General features: G+C 69.4%; 21 protein-coding genes. 12 read left to right on the plus strand and 9 right to left on the minus strand.

The features are described from left to right. The first annotated feature begins 92 nt into the window (after positions 1–92). On the plus strand, positions 93–1,937 hold the full coding sequence (locus tag ACIHFD_RS25025; RefSeq protein ID WP_350732406.1) for a PAS domain-containing sensor histidine kinase: 1,845 nt from the start codon (positions 93–95) through the stop codon (positions 1,935–1,937). A gap of 176 nt (positions 1,938–2,113) precedes the next feature. Further along, complete coding sequence (locus ACIHFD_RS25030; RefSeq protein WP_350732408.1) at positions 2,114–2,545, plus strand: ATP-binding protein; 432 nt, start codon at positions 2,114–2,116, stop codon at positions 2,543–2,545. On the opposite strand, the gene ACIHFD_RS25035 is transcribed toward ACIHFD_RS25030, so the two are convergent. The 3 genes from ACIHFD_RS25035 to ACIHFD_RS25045 all read right to left on the minus strand — a co-directional run bounded on the left by ACIHFD_RS25035 (position 2,529) and on the right by ACIHFD_RS25045 (position 3,619). Next, positions 2,529–3,170 carry a YidC/Oxa1 family membrane protein insertase gene (locus ACIHFD_RS25035; RefSeq protein WP_397368915.1) on the minus strand — a complete coding sequence of 214 codons (642 nt, stop codon included), beginning with the start codon at positions 3,168–3,170 and terminating at the stop codon, positions 2,529–2,531. The genes ACIHFD_RS25030 and ACIHFD_RS25035 overlap by 17 nt on opposite strands. Before the next feature lie 78 nt (positions 3,171–3,248). Further along, the gene (locus ACIHFD_RS25040) at positions 3,249–3,449 is read right to left on the minus strand and encodes a DUF6412 domain-containing protein (protein ID WP_350732412.1); all 201 of its coding nucleotides are present in this window, start codon (positions 3,447–3,449) and stop codon (positions 3,249–3,251) included. After that, complete coding sequence (locus tag ACIHFD_RS25045; RefSeq protein ID WP_185079462.1) at positions 3,446–3,619, minus strand: hypothetical protein; 174 nt, start codon at positions 3,617–3,619, stop codon at positions 3,446–3,448. Before ACIHFD_RS25045 ends, ACIHFD_RS25040 begins: the two co-directional genes overlap by 4 nt. 94 nt (positions 3,620–3,713) lie before the next feature. On the opposite strand from ACIHFD_RS25045, the gene ACIHFD_RS25050 reads away from it, so the two are divergent. Continuing rightward, positions 3,714–4,412, plus strand: coding sequence for a response regulator transcription factor (locus ACIHFD_RS25050; protein WP_350732414.1), 699 nt, complete (start codon positions 3,714–3,716; stop codon positions 4,410–4,412). Further along, positions 4,412–5,515 (plus strand): sensor histidine kinase, encoded by a 1,104-nt coding sequence (locus ACIHFD_RS25055; protein ID WP_397368916.1) that lies wholly within the window; start codon positions 4,412–4,414, stop codon positions 5,513–5,515. The genes ACIHFD_RS25050 and ACIHFD_RS25055 overlap by 1 nt, the downstream gene beginning before the upstream one ends. 128 nt (positions 5,516–5,643) lie before the next feature. Here the strand turns inward: ACIHFD_RS25055 and ACIHFD_RS25060 are convergent, their stop codons facing one another. Beyond that, a complete protein-coding gene (locus ACIHFD_RS25060; RefSeq protein WP_397368917.1) occupies positions 5,644–6,054 on the minus strand; it encodes a hypothetical protein in 411 nt (136 codons plus the stop codon). A gap of 187 nt (positions 6,055–6,241) precedes the next feature. Between ACIHFD_RS25060 and ACIHFD_RS25065 the strand changes: the two genes are divergently transcribed. From ACIHFD_RS25065 to mptB, 3 genes are all read left to right on the plus strand, one after another. Then, complete coding sequence (locus ACIHFD_RS25065) at positions 6,242–6,589, plus strand: STAS domain-containing protein (protein WP_185069723.1); 348 nt, start codon at positions 6,242–6,244, stop codon at positions 6,587–6,589. A 652-nt stretch (positions 6,590–7,241) separates the two neighbouring features. Next, complete coding sequence (locus ACIHFD_RS25070; protein WP_397368918.1) at positions 7,242–7,976, plus strand: glycosyltransferase family 2 protein; 735 nt, start codon at positions 7,242–7,244, stop codon at positions 7,974–7,976. A 156-nt stretch (positions 7,977–8,132) separates the two neighbouring features. Further along, on the plus strand, positions 8,133–10,229 hold the full coding sequence (mptB, locus tag ACIHFD_RS25075) for a polyprenol phosphomannose-dependent alpha 1,6 mannosyltransferase MptB (RefSeq protein WP_397368919.1): 2,097 nt from the start codon (positions 8,133–8,135) through the stop codon (positions 10,227–10,229). 591 nt (positions 10,230–10,820) lie between these two features. On the opposite strand, the gene ACIHFD_RS25080 is transcribed toward mptB, so the two are convergent. Continuing rightward, positions 10,821–13,121: a hypothetical protein gene (locus ACIHFD_RS25080; protein WP_397368920.1), complete on the minus strand. Its 2,301-nt coding sequence runs from the start codon at positions 13,119–13,121 to the stop codon at positions 10,821–10,823. Between the two features lie 489 nt (positions 13,122–13,610). On the opposite strand from ACIHFD_RS25080, the gene ACIHFD_RS25085 reads away from it, so the two are divergent. From ACIHFD_RS25085 to serS, 4 genes are all read left to right on the plus strand, one after another. Next, on the plus strand, positions 13,611–14,801 hold the full coding sequence (locus ACIHFD_RS25085; RefSeq protein WP_397368921.1) for a glycosyltransferase 87 family protein: 1,191 nt from the start codon (positions 13,611–13,613) through the stop codon (positions 14,799–14,801). Between the two features lie 22 nt (positions 14,802–14,823). Beyond that, positions 14,824–15,243 carry a DUF4446 family protein gene (locus tag ACIHFD_RS25090; protein ID WP_397368922.1) on the plus strand — a complete coding sequence of 140 codons (420 nt, stop codon included), beginning with the start codon at positions 14,824–14,826 and terminating at the stop codon, positions 15,241–15,243. 116 nt (positions 15,244–15,359) lie between these two features. Continuing rightward, positions 15,360–16,280 (plus strand): prephenate dehydratase, encoded by a 921-nt coding sequence (pheA, locus tag ACIHFD_RS25095; protein WP_350732429.1) that lies wholly within the window; start codon positions 15,360–15,362, stop codon positions 16,278–16,280. 122 nt (positions 16,281–16,402) lie between these two features. After that, a complete protein-coding gene (gene serS, locus ACIHFD_RS25100) occupies positions 16,403–17,665 on the plus strand; it encodes a serine--tRNA ligase (RefSeq protein ID WP_363977412.1) in 1,263 nt (420 codons plus the stop codon). Here the strand turns inward: serS and ACIHFD_RS25105 are convergent. Both ACIHFD_RS25105 and ACIHFD_RS25110 read right to left on the minus strand, forming a co-directional pair. Continuing rightward, the gene (locus ACIHFD_RS25105) at positions 17,629–18,975 is read right to left on the minus strand and encodes a hypothetical protein (RefSeq protein WP_397368923.1); all 1,347 of its coding nucleotides are present in this window, start codon (positions 18,973–18,975) and stop codon (positions 17,629–17,631) included. The two genes, serS and ACIHFD_RS25105, sit on opposite strands and share 37 nt — an antisense overlap. Before the next feature lie 140 nt (positions 18,976–19,115). Next, the gene (locus tag ACIHFD_RS25110; protein ID WP_093173019.1) at positions 19,116–19,319 is read right to left on the minus strand and encodes a cold-shock protein; all 204 of its coding nucleotides are present in this window, start codon (positions 19,317–19,319) and stop codon (positions 19,116–19,118) included. A gap of 223 nt (positions 19,320–19,542) precedes the next feature. Here ACIHFD_RS25110 and ACIHFD_RS25115 point away from each other — a divergent pair, with 223 nt between their 5' ends. Further along, positions 19,543–20,340: an HAD family hydrolase gene (locus ACIHFD_RS25115; RefSeq protein ID WP_397368924.1), complete on the plus strand. Its 798-nt coding sequence runs from the start codon at positions 19,543–19,545 to the stop codon at positions 20,338–20,340. A 33-nt stretch (positions 20,341–20,373) separates the two neighbouring features. Here the strand turns inward: ACIHFD_RS25115 and ACIHFD_RS25120 are convergent, their stop codons facing one another. Both ACIHFD_RS25120 and ACIHFD_RS25125 read right to left on the minus strand, forming a co-directional pair. Then, positions 20,374–20,889 (minus strand): bacterial proteasome activator family protein, encoded by a 516-nt coding sequence (locus ACIHFD_RS25120; RefSeq protein WP_192789222.1) that lies wholly within the window; start codon positions 20,887–20,889, stop codon positions 20,374–20,376. Positions 20,890–20,894: 5 nt separating this feature from the next. Beyond that, positions 20,895–21,851 (minus strand): NAD(P)H-quinone oxidoreductase, encoded by a 957-nt coding sequence (locus ACIHFD_RS25125; protein ID WP_397368925.1) that lies wholly within the window; start codon positions 21,849–21,851, stop codon positions 20,895–20,897. Positions 21,852–21,917 lie beyond the last annotated feature (66 nt).

Below are 21,917 nucleotides of genomic sequence, written 5' to 3' on the forward strand. Positions count from 1 at the left end.
CGCCAGCCTCCCCGCCGCCGAGAATCACCGTGACCGCAGCGTATCGGACGGATCGCCCGACGCACTCACCACGCCACGTGCACTATGGAGGAGTGGGGGACGAATGGGCCGGTAGTGACGACGAAATAGCTCGCGCTGCCCTCGCCGGTTCGCCCAACGCCGTCGTGGTCGTCGACCGTGATCAGAGCGTACTGGTCTGGAACGAGGCGGCCGAACGGCTGTTCGGGTGGACGGCGGAGGAGATGCTCGGGCGCCGGGCGCCGATCGTGCCGGGCGAGCTGACCGCCGAGCACAACGCCGTGCTCGAACGCGTGCGCACCGGCGGCCAGGTCTCGGTCCGCACCAAGCGCCTACGCGACGACGGGACCGTGCTCGACGTGCGCGTCGACATCAGCGCGCTGCGCCTGGGCAGCTCCGTGGCCGGGTACGTCTGCGTGCACCACCTCGCGCGGGCCGACCAGGTGGCCAAGGACCGCATGGCGCGCCGGGCCAGGCTGGTGCGCCGGCTCACCGACGTGGTCGGCGACATCAACTCCGAGCTGGAGCTGTCGGCCGTGCTCGACCGGATCTCGGCCAGCCTCACGGAGCTCACCGGGGCGGACGCGGGCGGGTTCGTGCTGATCGAGGGTGAACGGTTACGGCTGGTCAGCACGTACCAGCTCCCGGAGGCCATCAGGGGCACCACCACGGACCTGCGCACGAGCCTCGTCGACAAGCTCTTACGCACCGGCAAGACCGTCATGCTGGAGTCGAACGGGCTCGAGGATCTGGTCTGGGCCCGGCTGAAGGGGCTGCACACGATCGCACTGGGCCTTGCCGCGGTCGGAGGGCGCCCGTACGGGGCCCTGTACGCGCTGTTCGCCCAGAGCACACCCGGACACCTCGAACTGGAGCTGCTGGAGCTCCTGGCCGGTCACGCGGGCATCGCCGTCGGCAACGCGGTGGCCTACCAGGAGGCGGTGCGGCAGCGGGCGCACGAGCAGGCCGTCTTCGACGCCAGCGCCGACGGCATCGCCGTGCTCGACGGATCGGGGCGGGTCGTCCGGTGGAACCCGGCCGCCGCCGAGCTCACCGCGTTCCCGGCCGACGCCGTCATCGGCGGGCCGCCGCCGTTCCCGCTGCCCAAGCCGGGCGAGAAGGTCACGTTCCAGATGGAGACCGGGCGGTGGCTGGACGTGGTGAGCGCGCAGATCGAGGAGACCGGCGAGGTGGTCATCGACTTCCGCGACGTGACCACGGCCAAGGAGCTCGAGGAGGCCAAGGACCTGTTCCTGGCCACGACCAGCCACGAGCTGCGTACGCCGATCACGATCGTGCGCGGGTTCGCCAGCACGCTCGACCGGCGCTGGGACAAGATGAGCGACCCCGAACGCCGCTCGGCCGTGCACACGATCTCCGAGCGGGCCAGGTCGCTGGGCGAGCTCATGGACCACCTGCTGCTCGGTGCCAGGGCGGGGGCCGACGAGCTCAAAGTGCGGATCGAGGAGTTCGACCTGGCCGAGCGGATCGACGCGGCCACGCTCGGGCTGCCCGCGCTGTCGGACAAGCACCGGGTCGAGGTGGTCATCCAGGACGGGCTGCCGAATGTGCTGGGGGATGCCCTGGCCACGGACATCGTGCTGGGGCAGCTGCTGGAGAACGCGTTCAAGTACTCACCCAAGGGCGGGCTGATCAGCGTGGAGGCCTGGGCCGAGGCCGACAACGTAATCGTGGTCGTGGACGATGAAGGGGTCGGTATCGCCCCTACTGACCGAGAGAGGATCTTTGAGAGGTTCGTCCAGGTGGACAGCGGCGACCGGAGACGGTTTGGTGGAGTGGGGCTCGGTCTCTACATAGTCCGCAGCCTCGCCAGGGCCCAAGGCGGAGACGTGAGCGCGCACCCGAGACCCGGAGGCGGCACACGGATGCGTCTCGAACTGCGAGCGTCGGGGGCCTAGTTTCACTATCGGATCCGACACACCGAGGCGGTAACGAGGTGGTCACAGTTGAGCTGATCTATCGTCCAATGTGTACAAGCTGTGATCGAGATGCGGTTTCTGGGATCGAGTAACGGGGCATTTCGGTCGTACCGGGGAGTGTTCCCGCGGGGGGCACAGGGAACGGGGAGGTGGGTGTGTCAAGCGTGGTGCTGCTGCCGTACGCGCCGTCCAGCGTCGCCGTCGCCCGCCAGCGCCTGAGCACTGAGCTGCAGGACAGCGGGGTTTTTTCGACGGCGATCGATGACGCGGTGCTCGTGGTGAGCGAGCTGCTGAGCAACGCGCTGAGGCACGCGCATCCCCTTCCGTCGGGGATGGTGAGAGTGGCGTGGCTTCGGAGTGACGATCACATCGAAGTGGCGGTGAGCGACGGGGGTGCGGCGACCGAGCCGCGCGCGGGCCGCCCGACCCTGTCGTCGCTCGGGGGCCGGGGGCTCGGCATCGTGGAGTACGTGGCGGAGAGCTGGGGGGTCCGGCACGACGGTGACACGACCACGGTGTGGGCCATCCTGCCCGCTCCTCGCGGGTCGATGAACGGGCAGGTCACAGCCCTCAGAGAGGCCGGCTAGCCAGCACCGCCCGCTCGGTCGTGGCCCATGCCATGGACACGAGCAGGTAGAGCCCGGCCGCGAGCGGCAGCACCAGCGTGGCGAGCACGGAGCCGTACGGCATCCATGGCAGGAGTCGCTTCAGCCAGTCCGGCTGGTCCTCGGTCACCTTGATGTTCCTGGCGGAGAACCATGCCACCACCGCGACCAGCGCGATGACCAATACAAAGACCAAAACCGGTGCACTGACCAGACCGAAATTGGCCACTGCCCCGGCGACCTGCTGACCCAGCGGAGCGCCGAAAAGGGTATGTCCGGCCAGCGCGGTCGGATGCGTGGCCACCCGGTACATCAGCCACATGAACGGAAACTGCACCAGCATCGGCAAGAACCCGGCGAACGGCGAAGTGCCTTCCTTGGCGAACAGCGCCGAGGTCTCCTTGGCCAGCCGCTCGGGGTTGCGCGCGTGGCGCTTCTGGAGCTCGCGCAGCTTGGGGGCGAGCCGCTGGCGGAGCTTCATGGTCCGGGACTGGCGGACGTTCAGGGGGAGCAGCAGGAGCCGTACGGCCAGGGTGAACAGCACGATGCCCAGCGCGGCACTGCCCCCGGACATGCTGATGACGAACGTGACAAGAGAATCGATCATGAGCCCTACTTGGAGTGAGATGAGGGAAAAGGGCTCACTCGTACGAGGAGCCCCGCTTGACGATGAAGCGGGGCATGCCTAAGGGGCTCGTGGACGCGAGCGACCGGCCGCGTCAGGGTCGCGCTGCCGCTGGAAGGCGGTACGGCGCGCGTAACTCAGCGGAAAGCTCGGCGGCCCTCCACTGAGGATGGGCAGGAACGTGGCTGCCCACGTGGCCAGCAGCAGGATCGCCAGCATGGTGATCCCGACCAGCCACGGGTCGAACAGGAAGAACGTCAATGCGATCGGGAGGACTTGCCCACCACGGTGACCGCGACGAAGACGAGCAGAGCGATCACCCCGATGATCAAAGCGATCTTGACCAGGCCTACCAGCATCGGCAGCAGGAAATTGAACAGCACGAAGAGACCCAGCAGGGTCCCCAGCACAAGCATCACGACTCTACCCATGCAGCAACCGTACGTCCTCCGGACATGATCCGCGAGGCTTACGAAGCAATGACGTACCTGACACTTACGTGTTCCCCGGCCGTACCGTGAAGTCGTGAACACGCGCATCCTGGTGGTCGATGATGATCCGACCGTTTCCGAGGTCGTCGCGCGCTATCTGGAGCGCGACGGTCACGAGGTCGAATGCGTCGGCGACGGGGCGGAGGCGCTGCGCAGGGCGCTGGCCCATCCGCCCGACCTCATGGTGCTGGACCTGATGCTGCCCAAGCTCGACGGGCTGCAGGTGTGCAGGAAGCTCAGGGAGCGCTGGCCCGTACCGGTGATCATGCTGACCGCGCTCGGCGAGGAGATCGACCGGGTGGTCGGGCTGGAGACGGGGGCCGACGACTATGTGACCAAGCCGTTCAGCCCGCGTGAGCTCGCGCTGCGCGTGCAGTCGGTGCTGCGGCGGGCGCGGGGTGCGTCCGTCACCGGCGGCACCGGGGTGCTGCGCGACGGGGATCTGGTGGTGGACGTGGGGGCGCACGAGGTTCGGCTGCGGGGGGACGAGGTGATGCTGACGGCGCGGGAGTTCGATCTGCTGGCGCATCTCATGCGCAATCCGCGGCAGGCCTTCAGCCGCTCCGCGCTGCTGAACCAGGTGTGGGGGTGGTCGTTCGGCGACTCCTCCACCGTGACCGTGCACGTCAGGCGGCTGCGGGAGAAGATCGAGCCGGATCCGACCGAGCCGCGGAGGATCGTCACGGTGTGGGGGGTCGGATACCGGTATGAGCCGATGGAGGGCGGTTCCTGATGCCGCAGCCCGGTGACCTGCCCATGGTCGTGGCGGTGGCGGCCGGGCTCGGGCTCGTGGTCGCGCTGCTGGGCATCGGGGTGATGTGGCGGCTGCGTACCAGGTCCATCGGGGTGATGATGGCCGTGGTCGTGGTGGTCGCCGTGGCGGCCACGCTGGTCGGGGTCGTGGCGATCATCATGAAGATGATCATCGAGGGTTCCGTCAAGGACTTCGTGCTGAGCGTGGTGGCCGTGGGTGGGCTGGTGGGGCTCGGGGTGGCGTTCGTGCTGGCCAGGCGAGTGGTCGCGGAGAGCCGGCGGCTGGTGGCCGCCGTACGCGACGTGCCGTTCATCGCGCCCCGGGGGCTGCCGGCCGAGCTCCAGACCATCGCGAACACCCTGGAGGAGGCGTACGCGCGGGAACGGGCCCTCGAAGGGGCGCGGCGGGAACTCGTCGCGTGGGTGAGCCACGATCTCCGTACGCCGCTGGCCGGGATGCGGGCCATGGTCGAGGCCCTGGAGGACGGGGTGGTGTCCGACCCGCCCACGGTCGCGCGCTACCACGCCCAGATCAAGCTGGAGGTGGAACGGCTCTCGGGGATGGTGGACGACCTGTTCGAGCTGTCGCGGATCCACGCGGGGGCGCTGCGGCTGTCGCGTTCGCGCATCGGCCTGGCCGACCTCGTGGCCGACACCGTCGCCGGGGCCGAGCCGCTGGCCAGGGCCAAGGGGGTGGTCCTGACGGCCGAGGCGTCGGCGTCCCTGCCGGTGGAGGCCGACGCGGGGGCGTTGGGGCGGGCCCTGCGGAACCTCGTGATCAACGCCATCCGGCACACGCCGTCGGACCGGACCGTGGTGCTGCGGGCCGGGGTGGATGAGGAGGGGATGGCTTGTCTGTCGGTCGCGGACTGCTGCGGGGGGATTCCTGAGGAGGACCTGCCCCGGGTGTTCGAGGTCGCCTTCCGGGGGGAGGCCGCTCGTACCCCTACGCCCGACGGCGGGGCGGGGCTGGGGCTCGCCATCGCGCAAGGGATCGTGGAGGCGCACGACGGGGTGATCGGGGTGGTCAACGACGGGCCGGGGTGCCGGTTCGAGATCCGGCTCCCCCTGGTCGCCGGCTGACCGGCCCGCTCGTTCCTGACCGGGCTCCTCGGCTGCCTCCTGCTGTACGGTAGCTCGTGCGCCCCTGCCACCAGCCTCGTGACGCTTGGCGCTGGGGCGCTCCTGGTATCGGCCTCCCGGCGCGGCCCTCAGACGCTCTCCGGGAGCTCCGGCTCGGCCGGATCCCTCGGGGCGCCGAACGACTCCGACATCGCTCGAAATGTCGGGCAGGGCCAGCGCCACATGCAGCTCCTGCACCGCAGGATCGGATGGGCGGCGTCGCTGGTGATGCCTCCCGCGTCCCTCGGTTGGTGAAGCTCGAGCAACCTCAGCCCGAGCTCCAAGAACCTGAGCAGATCAGCCCGGGCACCGCCCAGGAAGTCAAGGTCCTCGATCGCGAGCCGGGTGCGGATGGGGACGTAGCCTTCGCGGTTCACCAGGCTGCGGAGGCGCTCTGCTTCGTCATGCCATGAGGTGGCCTTCTCCGTACGGATGAGGATGTTCTCCAGGCGCTCTCGGAGCCCTTGACGCTGAGGGTCTTCAGGTTTTTCTGCTGTCATCGTCGCGGGACCCGTCTGTCGTGCCCCTGCCCCTCCTTCGCCGTGAAGTCGTGCCGTGTCCGGTGTCACGCTGTCAAGCTTCGCGTACTCTCCGTTTCCATGGAGCCCAAACGGAGGACAAAAACCTGTGGTTGCCCTATCGGCGTGACAACGTGACCGGAAGCCTCCGCGCCGCTAGCCTGCCCATGTGGAGCTCAAGGTCTCGACTCGATCACATGCCGGGTGCGCACTGGTTGCCATCACCGGGGAAATCGACCTCTATACGGCGCCTCACCTGCAGTCCGAGTTCACTCGGCTGCTGCAGGAAGGGCCCAGCCGAGTGGTCATCGACATGTCCGCCGTGGATTTCTGCGACTCCACGGGGATGAACGTCCTGCTGTCTGCGCTCAAGCGGATGAAGGAGCAGGGAGGGGCGCTCGACGTGGCCGCCCCACGTCCTGCGGTCCGCAAGATCCTGCAGGTCACCGGGCTCGACTCGGTGTTCACCGTGTACGACGAGGTGCCGCAGGAGTTCCTCATAACCGAGGGCTCATGACGGGATCCGTGCTCGGATCCGAGGACGTACAGAGCGGGGTCGCCTCGACCCTGGCCGCAGGGGCGGCGCGCTGGACAGCGGCGCCGCTGCTCGTGCATGCAGCACACCGGGCACCTGCGGCGCGCTCTGAGAACGTGTCGTGCAGGACTCGGGCAATGCGACCTGGGGACATGCTGCGCAGGACCTCAGCAGCGCATCCTGAGGGCGCGTCGCCGTCGCGCGGGACATTAGCACCGCGACCTGCCGGGACGTCCTGCGTTACGGCAGCACCCCGGCCGGCACATGGGACATGCAGGACAGCTGTGCCTCAGCCTGCGCATGGGACGTCACTCGTGGCAGCACTCCCGCCTCTGCATGAGGCCCTGCCTGAGGTCGTGCATGCGCTCCGGCACGAGGCCCTGCACGAGATGGTGACGGCGACGGTGGCGGTGAATGCCACCATGCGCGGCACGTTGCAACCGCCTCACAACGTGCCGTGCTGCCGCTGCCGTACCGACCGTGGCTGGAACGTCGGCTACGGTGGCAGTAACGGCCCGAGTCGGGTCGCGAGTCACGGCCCGGGTCGAGTCGCCGGCTACGGCCCGGACGTCGTTCCCGGCCCCGGCGCTCGGCTGAGGAGAAACGGAAGCGTCGTGTGCGGAGGTGGCGCTCGGTGAGCAGCAGCGGCGACACAGCGGTCATCATCCCGGCCGCCAACGAAGCCGACCGCATCGCGGCCACCGTCACGGCTGCCGCGGCCCTGCCAGGCGTGGACCTGGTCGTGGTCGTGGACGACGGCTCGCGGGACCAGACCGGCAGAGTGGCCCGCGCGGCCGGCGCCAGGGTGGTGCGCCACAGCCGCAACAGGGGCAAGGCCGCCGCGATGGAGACCGGCGCAGAGGCCGTCCGTCTCCTCGACGAGGATGCCACCCCCCGCCACCTGCTCTTCCTCGACGCCGACCTGGGCGAGACGGCTCACGCCGCCGCACCCCTCATCGAGCCCGTACGCGCGGGCAAGGCCGACATGACCATCGCGGTCTTCACGACCAGGGTGAAGCTGGGCGGCCACGGCCTGGTCGTACGCCTGTCGAAGGAAGGCATCCGCCGCGCCACCGGCTTCGAACCCGTCCAGCCGCTCAACGGCCAGCGCTGCCTCACCAGAGCCGCTTTCGAGGCGGCCCGTCCGCTGGCGCACGGGTTCGGGGTGGAGACTGCGCTGACGATCGACCTGCTCCACAAGGGGTACCGGATCGTGGAGGTCGAGGTCGACATGGCCCACCGTGCCACGGGGACGGACTGGCGAGCCCAGCTCCATCGAGCGATCCAACTCCGGGACGTGGCCCTTGCGCTAGCCACGCGAGAGCCGCTAATCGCCCAAAACCTCAACAAAGTCCGCCCCAATCGCTGACCATCTCCACACCTGGGGACGACCACAAAGCCGTTTTCCCTCCTCGGGCCAGGGCGGCGGCCTTCCCCTCCACAGGGACCCACAGCCTGATCCCGGTTATCCACAGGAAGGTCCCGTCCGGCCGAAGCCCCCTCGCGAGTGTGCTGGAATTTGCCGGTGACTTCGGAGAAGCGGCACGAAAAGGCACGGGGCCGGCTCGCAGGGCTGGTCACGGCGGCGATCGGCGCCTCGATCCTGCTGACGATCACCATAGGCCTCCTCGGCCCATCCCCGATGGTGCCCGCGTTGACCGGCCCCAGCTGGCAGCCGCCGTACTCTCTCGACGTCCACCCCAACCCTTACCTGGTGATCGCCTTCGCCGCCGCCGCGATCACCCTGGGCGGCCTCGGCCTCCTGACCGCCCTCACCCTGACCCGCCCCCCAAAGCTCCCCCACCCACCCACAGCCACCTCCGGCACCCCACCCACAGCCACCCCACCGCCCACCAGCCCGGACCACACCACCTCCCCACAACCAACTCCGACGCAACCCGATGGGCCGCAGCCACCTGCGCCGGGAGCAGCCGGTCCTCGGACCGACATGACGGGGACTGACGTGCCGCAACCCCCTGCGCCGGGGACAGCCGGGCCCGGGACCGACGCGACGGGGACAAATGCGCCGCGTGGGGCACTGTCGGGCAAGCTTTGGAGGCTGCCGAACGCCCGCCTCCTCGTCCTGATCGGCTGCGCAGCCGCCGCAATCCTGGCGTTCCTACCGCCATCCGGCTCCGGCGACCACCTCAACTACGCCGCCTACGGCCGCATGGTGACACTGGGCCTCAGCCCGTACACCCATGGCGCGGTGGACCTGCCGAGCGACCCCATCGCGGACGCGGTCGAGGAGCCCTGGCGCGAAGAGCCGAGCGTGTACGGCCCGGTGGCCACGGCCGTACAAGCGGTGGCGAGCTGGATCGGCGGCGACTCCCTCCGCCTGACGATATTCGTGCTGGCCCTGTTCAACGCCGCCGCGTTCATAGCGACGGGCCTGCTCATCGACCGTTTCACCAGAGACGACCCGACCAGACGCCTGCGCGCCGCCCTCCTGTGGACGGCCAACCCCCTCCTGCTCTACCAACTGGTGGCAGGAATGCACGTGGACACCCTCGCCATCGCCTGCATGGTCGCCGCCCTCCTGGCCAGAAGCCGCCCCACAGGATCCGGGGCCCTGCTCGGGCTGGGAGTGGCGATCAAGGTCAATGCCGGCCTCGTGGCCCTCGGACCCGCCTGGGAGCTAAGACGCCGGCCTGCCCGCCTGGCCCTCATGGCGGCCTGCGCACTCGCGGTAGTGGTCATCGGGTACGCGATCGTCGGCCCGGAAGCGATCGCCCCGATGACGCGCACCAGCAAGTCGATCTCCCACGCCTCGTTCTGGAAGCTCGTCCAGGGCTGGCTTCAGTCCATCGTGGGCACAGGCAGCGCCTACCGAGGAGAGATCCAGATCGGCTCACTCCTGGTGCTCGCACTCCTCGCCTGGTCCCTGCTCCGCCTGGCCTCCCGCTCCCGCCAACCCGGCCTCCCCCCAGCACCCACCCCGAGCAACGAGGCAACCCCCCTCCCATCGAACGGACCTGGCCACCACACGACCTCCACAACGAGCTACCGGGCAGCCAGCGAGCCAAGCAGCGCCATATCGAGCGCAGTGACCCACCCACCGGCAGGTGGACCAGGCAATGCCACCTCGAGCGGAGTGAGCCACCACCCGACGAGCCGGGTGAGTGACGCCCCATGGGGCGGACCGAGTACCGACCCAGGAACTGGGACAAGTAACGACCCAGGGAGTGGGCCGAGCAACGACGCGAAAGGTGGGACGAGTAACGGCGCAGGTCGCTGGTCGAACCGCTGGGCAGCGTCGCACGGCAACGGCGGGCTTGAAGCACCGGTCGTGGCGGCCGGGCTGATGGTCGCCTACGTATTCGCCACGCCGTACATCCTGCCCTGGTACGACGGACTGGCCCTCGGATTGCTGGCGCTGGTGGCAGCCTCCACGGTGGACAGGTTCGTGGTCGCCCACCTGCTGGTCCTGTCGTTGGCATACCTCCCGGCCAGAGTTAACGGGCAGCCAGAGGATCTCGACTGGCTCAGGGAGGTGGTCCGGCCTCAACTCGCGTGGATGCTGCTGGCCCTGACGGTGGCATTGGTCCTATGGGCGTGGCGAACTGCCAGACGCGAACGCCTCCCATCGGCGTCGGCTCAGGCGCGGCGCGTCGCAGGGTGAGCGCTGATCGTTGGCGTCGGCCGGGTGGGGCTTGGGTGCTGGTGGTTGGCGTCTGCTGGACGCTGTTGCCTACCGGCTGACCCTCGCTGCTGGCGTGTGTTGGGTGGGCGGATCGTAAGGCTGGCGCTGGTGCTGGTAGCCGCCGTGGTGATCGGCAGACGAGCCCAGGGGCACCCGGTCCGGTGTCGGACGCCACCGCCCCCTGCTCACCGGGAGCGATGGGCAGGGGCAATCGGGCCGTCCAGGCCGGACCGGACGCCTGCGGGAGTGAGGGACCCGACCCGGCTTCCCCCTTCCCCGGACCCCGTCATCCCGAACCGCAGACTCGAACCGCAGACCCCGGACCCCGGGCCCCGGGCCACGGATCACGGGCCACGGATCACGGGCCACGGATCACGGGCCACGGATCACGGGCCACGGATCACGGGCCACGGATCACGGGCCACGGAGCCCGGGCCACGGGCCACGGAGCCCGGATCACGGAGCCCGGGCCACGTACGCGATTTGTGCTGCCTGGGCGCGGTGCGTATGCGGGCGACCAGAACGCTCAGCACCGTTCGGAGCGTTCGGCTGAGCATGTGCCACTCATGCTCACTCCATAGGAACGGTGGTGAGCTGGAGGGCACGGACGCAGGCGGCCAGGGTCAGCGGAACGGCCACCGTCAGGGCCATGGCGGGGATGGCGATGCCGGAGTCGTTCATGAGGAAGCCGACGAAGGCGCACGTGAGGGCGCCGAACAGGCCGGCTCGGAGGGTGGGGGCCACGCGGTAGGCCTGGCCGAGAGCGGAGGCGCCCCATCGCGAGGGGCGGTCGAGTATCAGGAACAAGAAAGCCAGTGCGACCAGGGAGAGGAGGGTCAGTGACCAGTTCCCGACGGTTACGCCGATCATGGCGCTGAACTTGCGCCCGACGACGGTCCACGCCTGGCCGTCGATGACCTGCTGGACGAAGTTACCCAGGTGGGTGCGCTGGGAGTCAGGGCGCAGCCAGTCGAACACCGAGAGGGCGCCCACGAACGCGGCCCCCACGAGGCCGACGAGCAGGAGTCTCAACAGCGATACGCGTTTGCCGGAAAGCAGAATGAGGAAGACCGCCAAGCCGATCACGAACGCCGGTACACCGCCGAAGTCAGCTCCCCACGAAGGCCATCCGTCCGCGAAGACCGCAAGTCCCCCGTACAGGGCGCAGGCTGCCACGACCACGACCCTGGACACGCCTCTGCTGAGCAACCACTGCGCTACGCCTGCGAGTCCGAGGATGGTGCCTGTGGCGTAGACGGCGAAGGCGATGTTGCTGAAGCCGTAGAAGCGGCCTCCGGTCACGGGCTCGTAGCCGGTTACTGCGTTCACCTGGAGCTTGGAGCCGGTCATGACGTCGATGAGGAGCGCGAGGGAGGTGACGGCGGCGACCACGGTGAGCGGGCCCAGCACGTGCGCCCGCCACGGACCGGCGAAGGCCAGGGCGGTGATCAGTCCGGCGATGGCCACGATCGTCACGATCACCGACAGCATCGGTACGGGCAGGCTCCACCAGGGCACCAGTTGGGCCAGGAATGTGGAGACGGGGATGGCTCCGCTGATCACCGCGACGATCTGGACGGATTTGAGGAGCTTGGAGCTGCTCGCGAAATCGCCGCCTGGGGTGCCGGGGGCTGAGGTGCCATCCTGCGCAGTGGGCGAGGGCTTGATGGATGGGTGTTCGGCGGATGAGGGCCCGGTGGGCGGGAGGTTGGTGGCGGAGGGTGACGTGGATGGGTGTTCGGCGGCGGATGGGGATTGCGCGGATGGAGGTTCGGTGGCTGAGGGGTCGGTGATTGAGGAGGCGCTGGGCGAGGGTTCGGTGGGTGGGGGGTTGGTGGAGGGGGGCCTGGTGCCGGGAGGGGTGGGGGAAGTGGTGTCTCGGCGGCGGCGGAGGGCCAGGGCGGCGAAGGCGTAGAAGAGGAGCTGGACCGTCACGAGGACGGCGAAGAACGGGCCGCGTACCTCCCGGAGCACCTGGCTCGCCAGGTCCCCGTCCGCCAGTTCCGCCACCGTTTCGGCCGGTGCGGCGGCGGTCGGGCCGTTGGGTTGCCAGGGGCGGCCGACCACTTGGCGTGGGGCGGGGAGGCCCAGGAGTTGGATGGCGGTGGCGGTGAGGTCGGTGATGGTGACCAGGGCGTCCTGGCGGGTGGAGGTGGCCGTGAGGTAGCCGTGGTCGTACGGTCGGCCGTTCGGCGACGGGCCCTTGGCGATCGCCACGTGGAGGTGGGCGATGGCGGACACGTCCGAGATGCCGGCCACGAGGGTGGTGGTGTTGGGGGGCACTTTGGCGATCAGGGCGCCGATCTGCTGGTCCGCCTTGGTCGCGGCCGCCTGGCGGGCTGCGGCCGGCAGCGGGGTGGGGACGCCGTACTCGTCCAGTGGCTGCGCGGTCCAGGCGGTTGCCAGGTCGGCGGCTTCCATGATGATCAGGTTGTACGGGGTCAGGTCGCCGGCGGCGTCAAGGGTGGGGGCGTATTTGGCGATATTTCCGGACTTGTCGGCTCCGGCCAGTGCAGCGCCTGGGCCGATGGCGGCGACCTTGCCTCCGTTGTCCGTTACCAGCTGGCCCAGCGTGCCGAGTTGGGCGTCGAACCCGGTTTCGGACTGGTACGCGCTCAGGGCGGGCCAGCCCGGGATCTTGGCCGCTTCCCCGGTGAGCTGGGGGGTGGGGGGTTGGAGGCAGCCCTTGCCTGCCGTACCGGCTCGCTGGCCTGCTGAGATGGTCAGCCAGCCCGCTGTGGGGCAGGTGATGCCGCGGTCCGGGGGTGGTACGGCTCGCGTGGAGAGGGAGGCCGAAGCGCCCTGGTTGAGGAGGGACCACAGGTGGGGGGTCCGGGATGGGTTGAGGTCGCTCCATTCGAGGCCGGGCACGCCGATGAGGGCTACGTGGGCTTGATCGAGCCCTTGGGCGGACTGCCGGTGCTGCCGTGCAGCGGTGGTGGATGGGTTTGCGGACGTGCCGGGGGATGTCGCGGCGGAGGCCGGAAATGGGGCCAGCGAGAGGCAGGTTGCGGTGGCCAGGCCGAGGGTGAGGACGAGGGTGCCGAGAGTGCGCCTGCTCGCATGGGTGCGCTTGGGTGCTCTTGCCTTGGAGGCGGGCCGGAGCACCGACCTGGCGGAGGCGTGCGCGGGCGTGGGCCTGGTAGCGGTGTGGGTGGCCGGGGTTTGATGTGGTGCCGCGGTGGGGTGTTCTGATCTGGGCCGGGGGGCGGTGGCATCGGCTGTGCGCGTGGGCGTCAGTCCGGTGGTGCTTGGAGCGGGGGTGGGGTGGGCGCCGTCCCGATTGGGCGTGGCGTGTGGCATGTACGGACCCCCATTGTTTGCCCTCGATCAACAACAGCCACGGTAACGTGCCACATCGTGACAAGTGGCGAGGTGCGAGTGGTACGGCGGCAGTGGTGGGCGTGGGCGGTCGTGGTGCTCGTGGTCGCGGCGGCCGTGGCGCCCCTGGTGGTCGTGTGGCTCACCAATCCGGATGACCAGCGGCTGGTCGACCTGGACGTTTACCGTACCGGGGGCCAGATGCTGCTCGAGGGCCGGCCGGTGTACGACTATGTCACACCCGCCCCGCAGCTGTTGCCGTTCACGTATCCGCCCGTCGCGGCGATGCTGGCGGTGGCGCTGGCCGAGATGTCGTGGGGGACGGCCCAGTGGGTCTGGACGGCCGGGATATTCGCGGCGCTGGCCGTGACCGTGTGGCTGTCGTTCAGGCAGGCGCTCAGGAAGTACGTGCCCTGGGCGTTCGCGCTGCTCATGGTGGCCTGCACGTACCTGATGCCGATCAGGGACCAGGTGCGGTTCGGGCAGGTGGACATTCTGCTGGTCGCGTTGTGCCTGGCCGACTGCGTGGTCAAGCGGCCCTGGTGGCCGCGGGGGTTCCTGATCGGGCTGGCCACGGCCGTGAAGCTCACGCCGGGCGTCTTCCTGATCCACCTGCTGGTCACGCGGCAGTGGCGGACGTTCTTCATGGCGGCGTTCACGACGGCGGTGCTCACGCTGCTGCCGTTCGCGGTGATCCCGCGGGACGCGTCGCAGTTCTGGTTCTCGGCGCTGCTCGATCCCGACCGCCTCGGCTCGAACGCGGGCACCACCAACCAGTCGATCCGCGGCATGCTGATCCGGCTCTACCTGCCCGAGACGGCGACGTCCGCGATCTGGCTGGTGATCGTGGCCGTGGTCGGGTGGTACGGGTTCCGCGGCGCGCGGGCGGCGTACCGGGCGAATGACCAGCTCACCGCGGTCGCCCTCGTCGGGCTCATGGCCGTGCTGCTCTCGCCCGTCGCCTGGATCCACCACCTCGCGTGGGTGGTCGTGGTGCTCGGCGCGATCGTGGGCGACGGGCGCGATCCGGTCAGGCTGCGGGTGGCGGCGGGCGTGTGGCTCTATTACGTGCTGCCGATCCCCTGGTGGGGCGTCTCGTTGAAGGCGGCCGACATCCCGGGGGTCAGCCTGGTGCTGGGGAAGATCGTTCAGAACGGGTTCGGGCTGGGGGCGCTGGTCCTCGTGTGGTTGTTGGTGTCCTGGTTGCCGAAACGGCGTCAGATCGCGTGATCGAGCCATTACTCTCTGTGCCGTGCTCGTTACCACATGGGTCATCGTGGGCGTCGTCGCCGGGGTCAGCGGCGTGTTCGTCGGGTATCTGTCGCTCCGGCAGGCCAGAGCGGCGGTGGAGGACTGCCAGCGGATGCTCGCCCGGCAGACCAGCGAGGGCATGGGCGATCTCAGGGCCATCAGGGATGTGGCCGTCTGCCGGTACGACGCGCTCTCCGAGATGACCGGGCGGCTGTCGTTCTCGGTGGCGATGATCAACGGGCTGGGTGACGGCATCGTGCTGACCTCGATCAACGGGCGCAGCGAGACCCGTACGTACGTGCGGCCCGTGATCGGCGGGAAAGGGCGGGAGCCGCTGTCGCCCGAAGAGGAGGAGGCGGTGCGGGCGGCCAGGCTGGGGCTCGGGCCGATGATCCTGTCCCGGGCGTCGGGCCCGCTGTAGGCCGGTATGTCGCGGGCCGGGGCATCGTGCTCGTTGAGCAGCCGGGCCGCCGTAGGCGGGCGGTTCCCTGGGTGAAAGAGGCGCGCGGCGCGCCCACCTGCGGATACTCTGGATGCATGCCCAGACTCGCCTATCTCGGACCGGAAGGCACCTTCACCGAAGAGGCCCTGCGGCTCCTCGACCCCACGGCCGAGCGCCTGCCCTGCGCCAACGTGCCCGCCGCGCTCAACGCCGCCCGCAGCGGCGAGGCCGACGGCGCCGTCGTGCCGCTGGAGAACTCCATCGAGGGCGCGATCACCACGACGCTCGACGAGTTCGCGTGGGGCGAGCCGTTGCTGATCACGGCCGAGCTGCTGCTGCCGGTGCAGTTCTCGCTGCTGGCCCGGCCCGGCACCGAGATCCCCCACATCAAGCGGGTCTACACGCATCCCGCGGCCATCACCCAGTGCCGCGCCTTCATCGCGCGCGAGCTGCCCGACGCCGTCGTGGTGGCCGCTCCGTCGACCGCGGCGGCGGCCCAGGAGGTCTCGCTGCCCGGCTCGCCGTACGACGCCGCCATCGCCGCCCGCATCGCCGGCGAGCACTACGGGCTGGTGGAGCTGGCCACGGACATCGGCGACAGGTCCGACACCGTGACCAGGTTCGTGCGGGTGGCCCGGCCCGGTCAGCTGCCCGAGCCGACCGGCTCCGACCGCACCACGCTGGTCGTCTTCCTCGCCGACGACCACCCGGGCGCGCTGCTGGAGATGCTGACGGAGTTCTCCGTACGCGGGGTCAACCTGACGCGCATCGAGTCGCGGCCGACCGGTGACGGCATCGGGCGCTACTTCTTCCACTTCGACTTCGAGGGACACGTGGCCGACGCCCGGGTCGGGGAGGCCCTCGCCGGGCTCCACCGCATCTGCGGCGAGGTGCGTTTCCTCGGCAGCTACCCGCGCGCCGACGGCATCGCGCCGCAGATCAAGCGCGGCACGTCGGATCCCGAGTTCGCCGAGGCGGGCGGCTGGCTCGCCCGGGTCCGCGCGGGTCAGGTCTGAGGCCACGGCGGGCCGAGTCGGCGTGTACGCGCGGGTCAGGTCTGAGGCGACGACCGATCGAGTCCGCGTGTACGCGGTAATACTGGGGCGGGCTGCTGCCGCGCGCCGGTAGCCTTTGGCTTGTGATTGACCTGCGTACCCTTCGTGAGGATCCCGACCGGCTACGGGCGTCGCAGCGTGCCCGCGGTGAGGACGACTCCGTCGTCGACACGCTGCTCGACCTGGACGAGCGCCGCCGATCCGCGCTGACCTCGTTCGAGTCTCTGCGCGCCGAGCAGAAGAGCATGGGCAAGTCGGTCTCCAAGGCGCAGGGCGAGGAGAAGGCAGCGCTGCTCCAGCGGGCCAAGGACCTCGCGAGCCAGGTCAAGGCCGCCGAGGCCGAGGCGGAGAAGCTGACGGGCGAGCTCGACGAGCTCGTCCAGGCGGTGCCCAACATCGTCGAGGAGGGCGCGCCCGAGGGCGGCGAGGACGACTACGTGGTCCTCGAGACCCATGGCGAGCCGCGCCAGTTCGACTTCGAGCCCAAGGACCATCTGGAGCTCGGCGAGGCGCTCGGCGCCATCGACATGGAGCGGGGCGCCAAGGTGTCCGGCTCGCGGTTCTTCTTCCTCAAGGGCGTCGGCGCCCGCCTGCAGCTCGGCCTGCTCAACATGGCCATGCAGCAGGCCATCGAGGCCGGGTTCACCCCGATGATCACACCGGTGCTCGTCAAGCCGGAGACCATGCAGGGCACCGGCTTCCACGTGGCCCACGACAAGGAGATCTACCGCCTCCCCGAGGACGACCTCTACCTGGTCGGCACCTCGGAGGTCGCGCTGGCCGGCTACCACGCCCAGGAGATCCTCGACGGCGGCGACCTGCCGCTGCGCTACGCGGGCTGGTCGTCGTGCTTCCGCCGCGAGGCCGGCTCGTACGGCAAGGACACCAGGGGCATCATCCGCGTCCACCAGTTCGACAAGGTCGAGATGTTCTCGTACGTGCGCCCTGAGGACGCCCACGAGGAGCACCTTCGCCTGCTCGCCTGGGAGAAGGAGATGATGGCCAAGATCGAGGTTCCGTACCGGATCATCGACACGGCGGCGGGGGACCTCGGCATGTCGGCGGCCCGCAAGTTCGACTGCGAGGCGTGGATCCCGACCCAGGGCCGCTACCGCGAGCTGACCTCGACCTCCAACTGCACGGAGTTCCAGGCCCGCCGGCTCGCCGTCCGCTACCGCGACAAGGACGGCAAGCCGCGGCACCTGGCCACGCTCAACGGCACGCTGGCCACGACCCGGTGGATCGTGGCCATCCTGGAGAACCACCAGCAGGCCGACGGCTCCGTGGTGGTTCCCGAGGCGCTGCGGCCCTACGTGGGCCTCGACGTGCTGGAGCCGTCCAAGTAAGCGCGGCGGGCGTCGTTCCTGATGAGGACGGCGCCCCCGAGCACGACCAGGCCGGTCAGCAGCACAGCCAGGGCGACGGCGACCCAGTACGGGCCCGGGGTGCCCTCTGACCAGCCGTAGAAGGGCGTGTAGACGGTCAGGTAGACGAGAGGGGCGCCCAGCACCCCGACGGCGGCGGGAGCTGGCCGCGCCCGGCCGGCCCCGGCCAGCGCGAGGCACACCACCGCGCCCACCAGGGTCGCGAGCATGCCGAACAGGATCAGGCCCGCCGCGTACTCGCCGGCGAAGAACGGATCAGGGCTGCTGAGCGCAGTGAAGAGACCGAGGCTGGCGGCCGCGGCGAATCCGATGTACGCGCGCTGGTAGCGCTGCAACCCCGCTGCGGCGCCGCCGAACAGCATGCACACCGCCAGGAAGATCGCCACGTTGCGCTCCGGCGACAGGTCGACCCCGGTGGGTTCCGGCGAGCCGGGCAAGCCGACGCGCCGCCACTCGCCGGACACGTCGCGGACCAGGATCCCGTCCAGGCCGTTCGCGACGACCACGACGTGCCCGCCCGGACGGACCTGCACGGCCAGCGCCATCGAGTGCCGGCCGGCCCAGGACGGGTACCGCCGGGCGAGCCGCTCGCGATCGTCCGCGGTGAGCGCCCATGAGGGGCCCCAGGTCTTGCCGCCGTCGTCGGACTGCTCGACGGCCACCCGGTCGGGTATCACCCGGTAGCACCGCGTCGGCTGCCGAGGCACGCAGGCGGCGCTCTGCAGCGGCCTGCTCTCCCGCGCACCGCCGTCCTCCTCCCAGGTGACCCCGCCGTCGTCGGAGATCTGGGTGAGGCCGTCCCGCACGTGGACGACGATCGAGTCCCCGTCCACATTGACGGAGCTGGCGCGGGGCACGGGCGCGGCCGATGTGGCCGTCACCGCCAGTACGGCCAGCGGCATCGTGACGATCACGCGCCAGCGCGCGGAGTACGACTCCAGGCTGCGGCGGCGTACCCACCAGGCCAGGGCGAGCGCGGGCAGGGCGAGGAGGTCCGTGGGATCGGCCAGGACGCGCGATGGGCCCGCCACAAGGGTCCAGGCATGGGAAGCCAGCTCAGCGCCCGTCTCCGTGGTTTTCACGAGCGTGAAGAGCACCCCGGTCAGCACGGTGGCCGCCAGATCGGCCCGCCGCCAGAAGAGCAGGGCCACCAGCGCGGGGGCGACGACCAGTCCCGCCACGTCGCTGAGCTTGCCCGTGAGCGGCCCGGGCCAGGCCTGCTTGAGCAGGTGGTCGTTGATGAACAGCACGAACACCCCGGCAACGGTCACGGGGTGACATAACCAGGCGTACCTCATGTAGGGGTGGATGGCCGCGAAGCCCAGAAGGTTCGCGGCCGTGACCAACCCGGAACAAGCAAAAGACCGAGGCCCGCTGGAAGCGAACCCCGGCCTGTCTCGCTGCTACAAGGTCAGATGGCGCGGACCTGGGAGGCCTGCGGCCCCTTCTGGCCCTGCGTGATCTCGAACTCGACCCGCTGACCGTCTTCAAGGCTGCGGTAGCCACTGCCTTGAATCTCGGAGAAGTGCACGAACACGTCCGGCGCACCGCCGTCCGGGGCGATGAAGCCGAAGCCCTTCTCGGCGTTGAACCACTTGACGGTTCCCTGAGCCATAAAAGCTCTCCCTCAGGATGTGAATCTATGGGACCCACACCTCGTGGGTCCCGGTGTGTCGTACAGCAAGCACCCGGGGTGGCTCAGACAAAGTCATGCTGGTTTTCACTACGGGATCAGCTAATACAACGCCATCACATCTAACACCATTCTGGCGCGTTGGTGTTCCCGTACCAACGAAGATTTCTGTCAGGCGGCATCACCCGGCAAACTGGAACCTGTTATGCAGAGCCTTCCCGCGCCCCGTCTTGTGGCCACCGACCTCGATGGCACCGCGTTGCGTACTGACGGAACCGTGTCTCCCCGCACTGTGGCAGCCTTCGGCAAAGTCGAGGAATCCGGTGCTGTGCTCGTGTTCGTGACGGGGCGTCCGCCCCGGTGGATGGGCGGGGTCGCGGGTGCCGTACGTCACCGTGGGCTCGCAATCTGTGCGAACGGGGCACTGATCTACGATCTCCATACCGAACAGATAGTGGAATCTCACCTGATCACGGTCGATGTACTCGAGGAAGTCGTGGATCAGCTAAGAGCGAACGTGTCCGATCTCGTATTTTCGGTCGAGTATGAAGCGGGTTTTGCGCATGAGTCAGAATTCCTCCTGGGTGGCCTGGACAGGGGGGCCCTAACGGCACGAGTCGACTCGGTAACGGCGCGTCCGTGCGCCAAGCTGCTGGCCCTGCACTCCAGAATGGACGCGGACGAGCTGCAGGCCACCGTCGAGGGGTTGGTGGGGCATCTGGTGACCGCGACCCACTCCAGCCGGAGGGGCCTGATCGAGATGAGCGCCCAGGGTGTGACGAAGGCCACGGCGCTGGCGGCGCTCGCCGGACAGCACGAGATCAAGCCCTCGGAGGTGATCGCGTTCGGTGACATGCCGAACGACCTGCCCATGCTGGGCTGGGCAGGTACGTCGTACGCGGTCGCGAACGCACATCCGGACGTGCTCGCGGCCGTCGACCACGTGACCGCGGCCAACGACGACGACGGCGTCGCTCAGGTGATCGAGCGGCTCTACGGATAGCCGGCGGCTGCCCGGAGCAGGCGCTCGCGCCCGTTACAGGTAGGGGCCGGAGCCGCCGGGCGGGCGGTGCTGGTCGTCCCCCTGAGGCACACCGGGCAGCGCCCTGCGCATCTGCTCCAGCTGGGCACGCGCGGCCATCTGCTGCGCGAACAGCGTGGTCTGGATGCCGTGGAACAACCCTTCGAGCCAGCCGACCAACTGGGCGTGCGCGATGCGCAGCTCCGCCTCGCTCGGCGGCGCGCCGTTCTCCTCCGTGAACGGAAGGGACAGCCGCTCCAACTCGTCGACCAGCTCAGGAGCCAGGCCGTCCTCGAGCTCCTTGATCGAGGACGCGTGGATGTCCTTCAGCCGCTTGCGGCTGGCCTCGTCGAGGGGCGCGGCCCGGACCTCGTCGAGGAGCTGCCGGATCATGCTGCCGATGCGCATCACCTTGGCGGGCTGCTCGACCAGGTTGGTGACCGATCGATCCTCTTCGCCACTATCGCCCTGACCTTGGAAGTCAGGGCCCACCACCACGATGTGAGGGGTGTTGTTGTCCTCAGCATTCATAACACTCACCGTACTAGCAGGATCTTGCCGACGTGCTCCCCCGAATCCAACAATCGGTGGGCTTCGGCGGCCTCGGACATCGGTAGTTTCGCGTGCACCACAGGACGCACGGCCCCGGCGCTGACCAGGGGCCAGACGTTGTCCACAACACTACGGACGATTGCCCCCTTCTCGTCCACCGGACGTGAGCGGAGCGCGGCCGCGTGCACGGAGGCGCGCTTGGCGAGCAGGGTCCCCAGGTCGATCTCGCCCTTGAGGCCGCCCTGCAGCCCGATGATCACCAGCCGGCCGCCGGTGCGGAGCGCCCGGACGTTTCCGGCAAGGTATTTGGCGCCCATGATGTCGAGGATGACGTCCGCGCGTACTTTGTCGGCGAAGTCTTCCTCGCGGTAGTTAATGACCTCGTCGGCGCCCAGCTCCCTGACCCGCTCGCCCTTGGCCGCCGAGCCGACCGTCGCGACGACCTGCGAGCCGAGCGCCTTGGCGAGCTGCACGGCGAACGTGCCGATCCCGCTGGCCCCGCCGTGCACCAGCAGCGTCTCGCCCCTACGCAGCCGCCCGACCATGAAGACGTTGGACCACACCGTGCACGCCACCTCCGGCAGCCCGGCGGCCTCCACCAGCGGCACGCCGTCCGGCACCGGCATGACCTGCTCCCACGGAACGGCTACGCGCTCAGCGTAACCGCCGCCCGCGAGCAGCGCGCACACCTGGTCACCAGGCTTGAACTGCTCGACGTCCGCGCCGACCTCGGCCACCACGCCGGAGACCTCCAGCCCCGGGTACGGCGACGCGCCGGGCGGAGGTGCGTAGAACCCCTGCCGCTGCAGGACATCGGCCCGATTGACCGCCGAAGCGGTCACGTCGATGAGGACCTCTCCCCGCTCGACCCGGGGATCCGGCACCTCACGCCACTGAAGTACCTCTGGTCCGCCCGGCTCGGCGATCTCAATGGCTCGCATGCGAACTACGGTAGCCGGGCAAAGAAGTTGTGGGTTGCCGAGCTGTGTGGTTGCCCATGGCGTTAA

The organism is Nonomuraea sp. NPDC051941 (assembly GCF_044593615.1).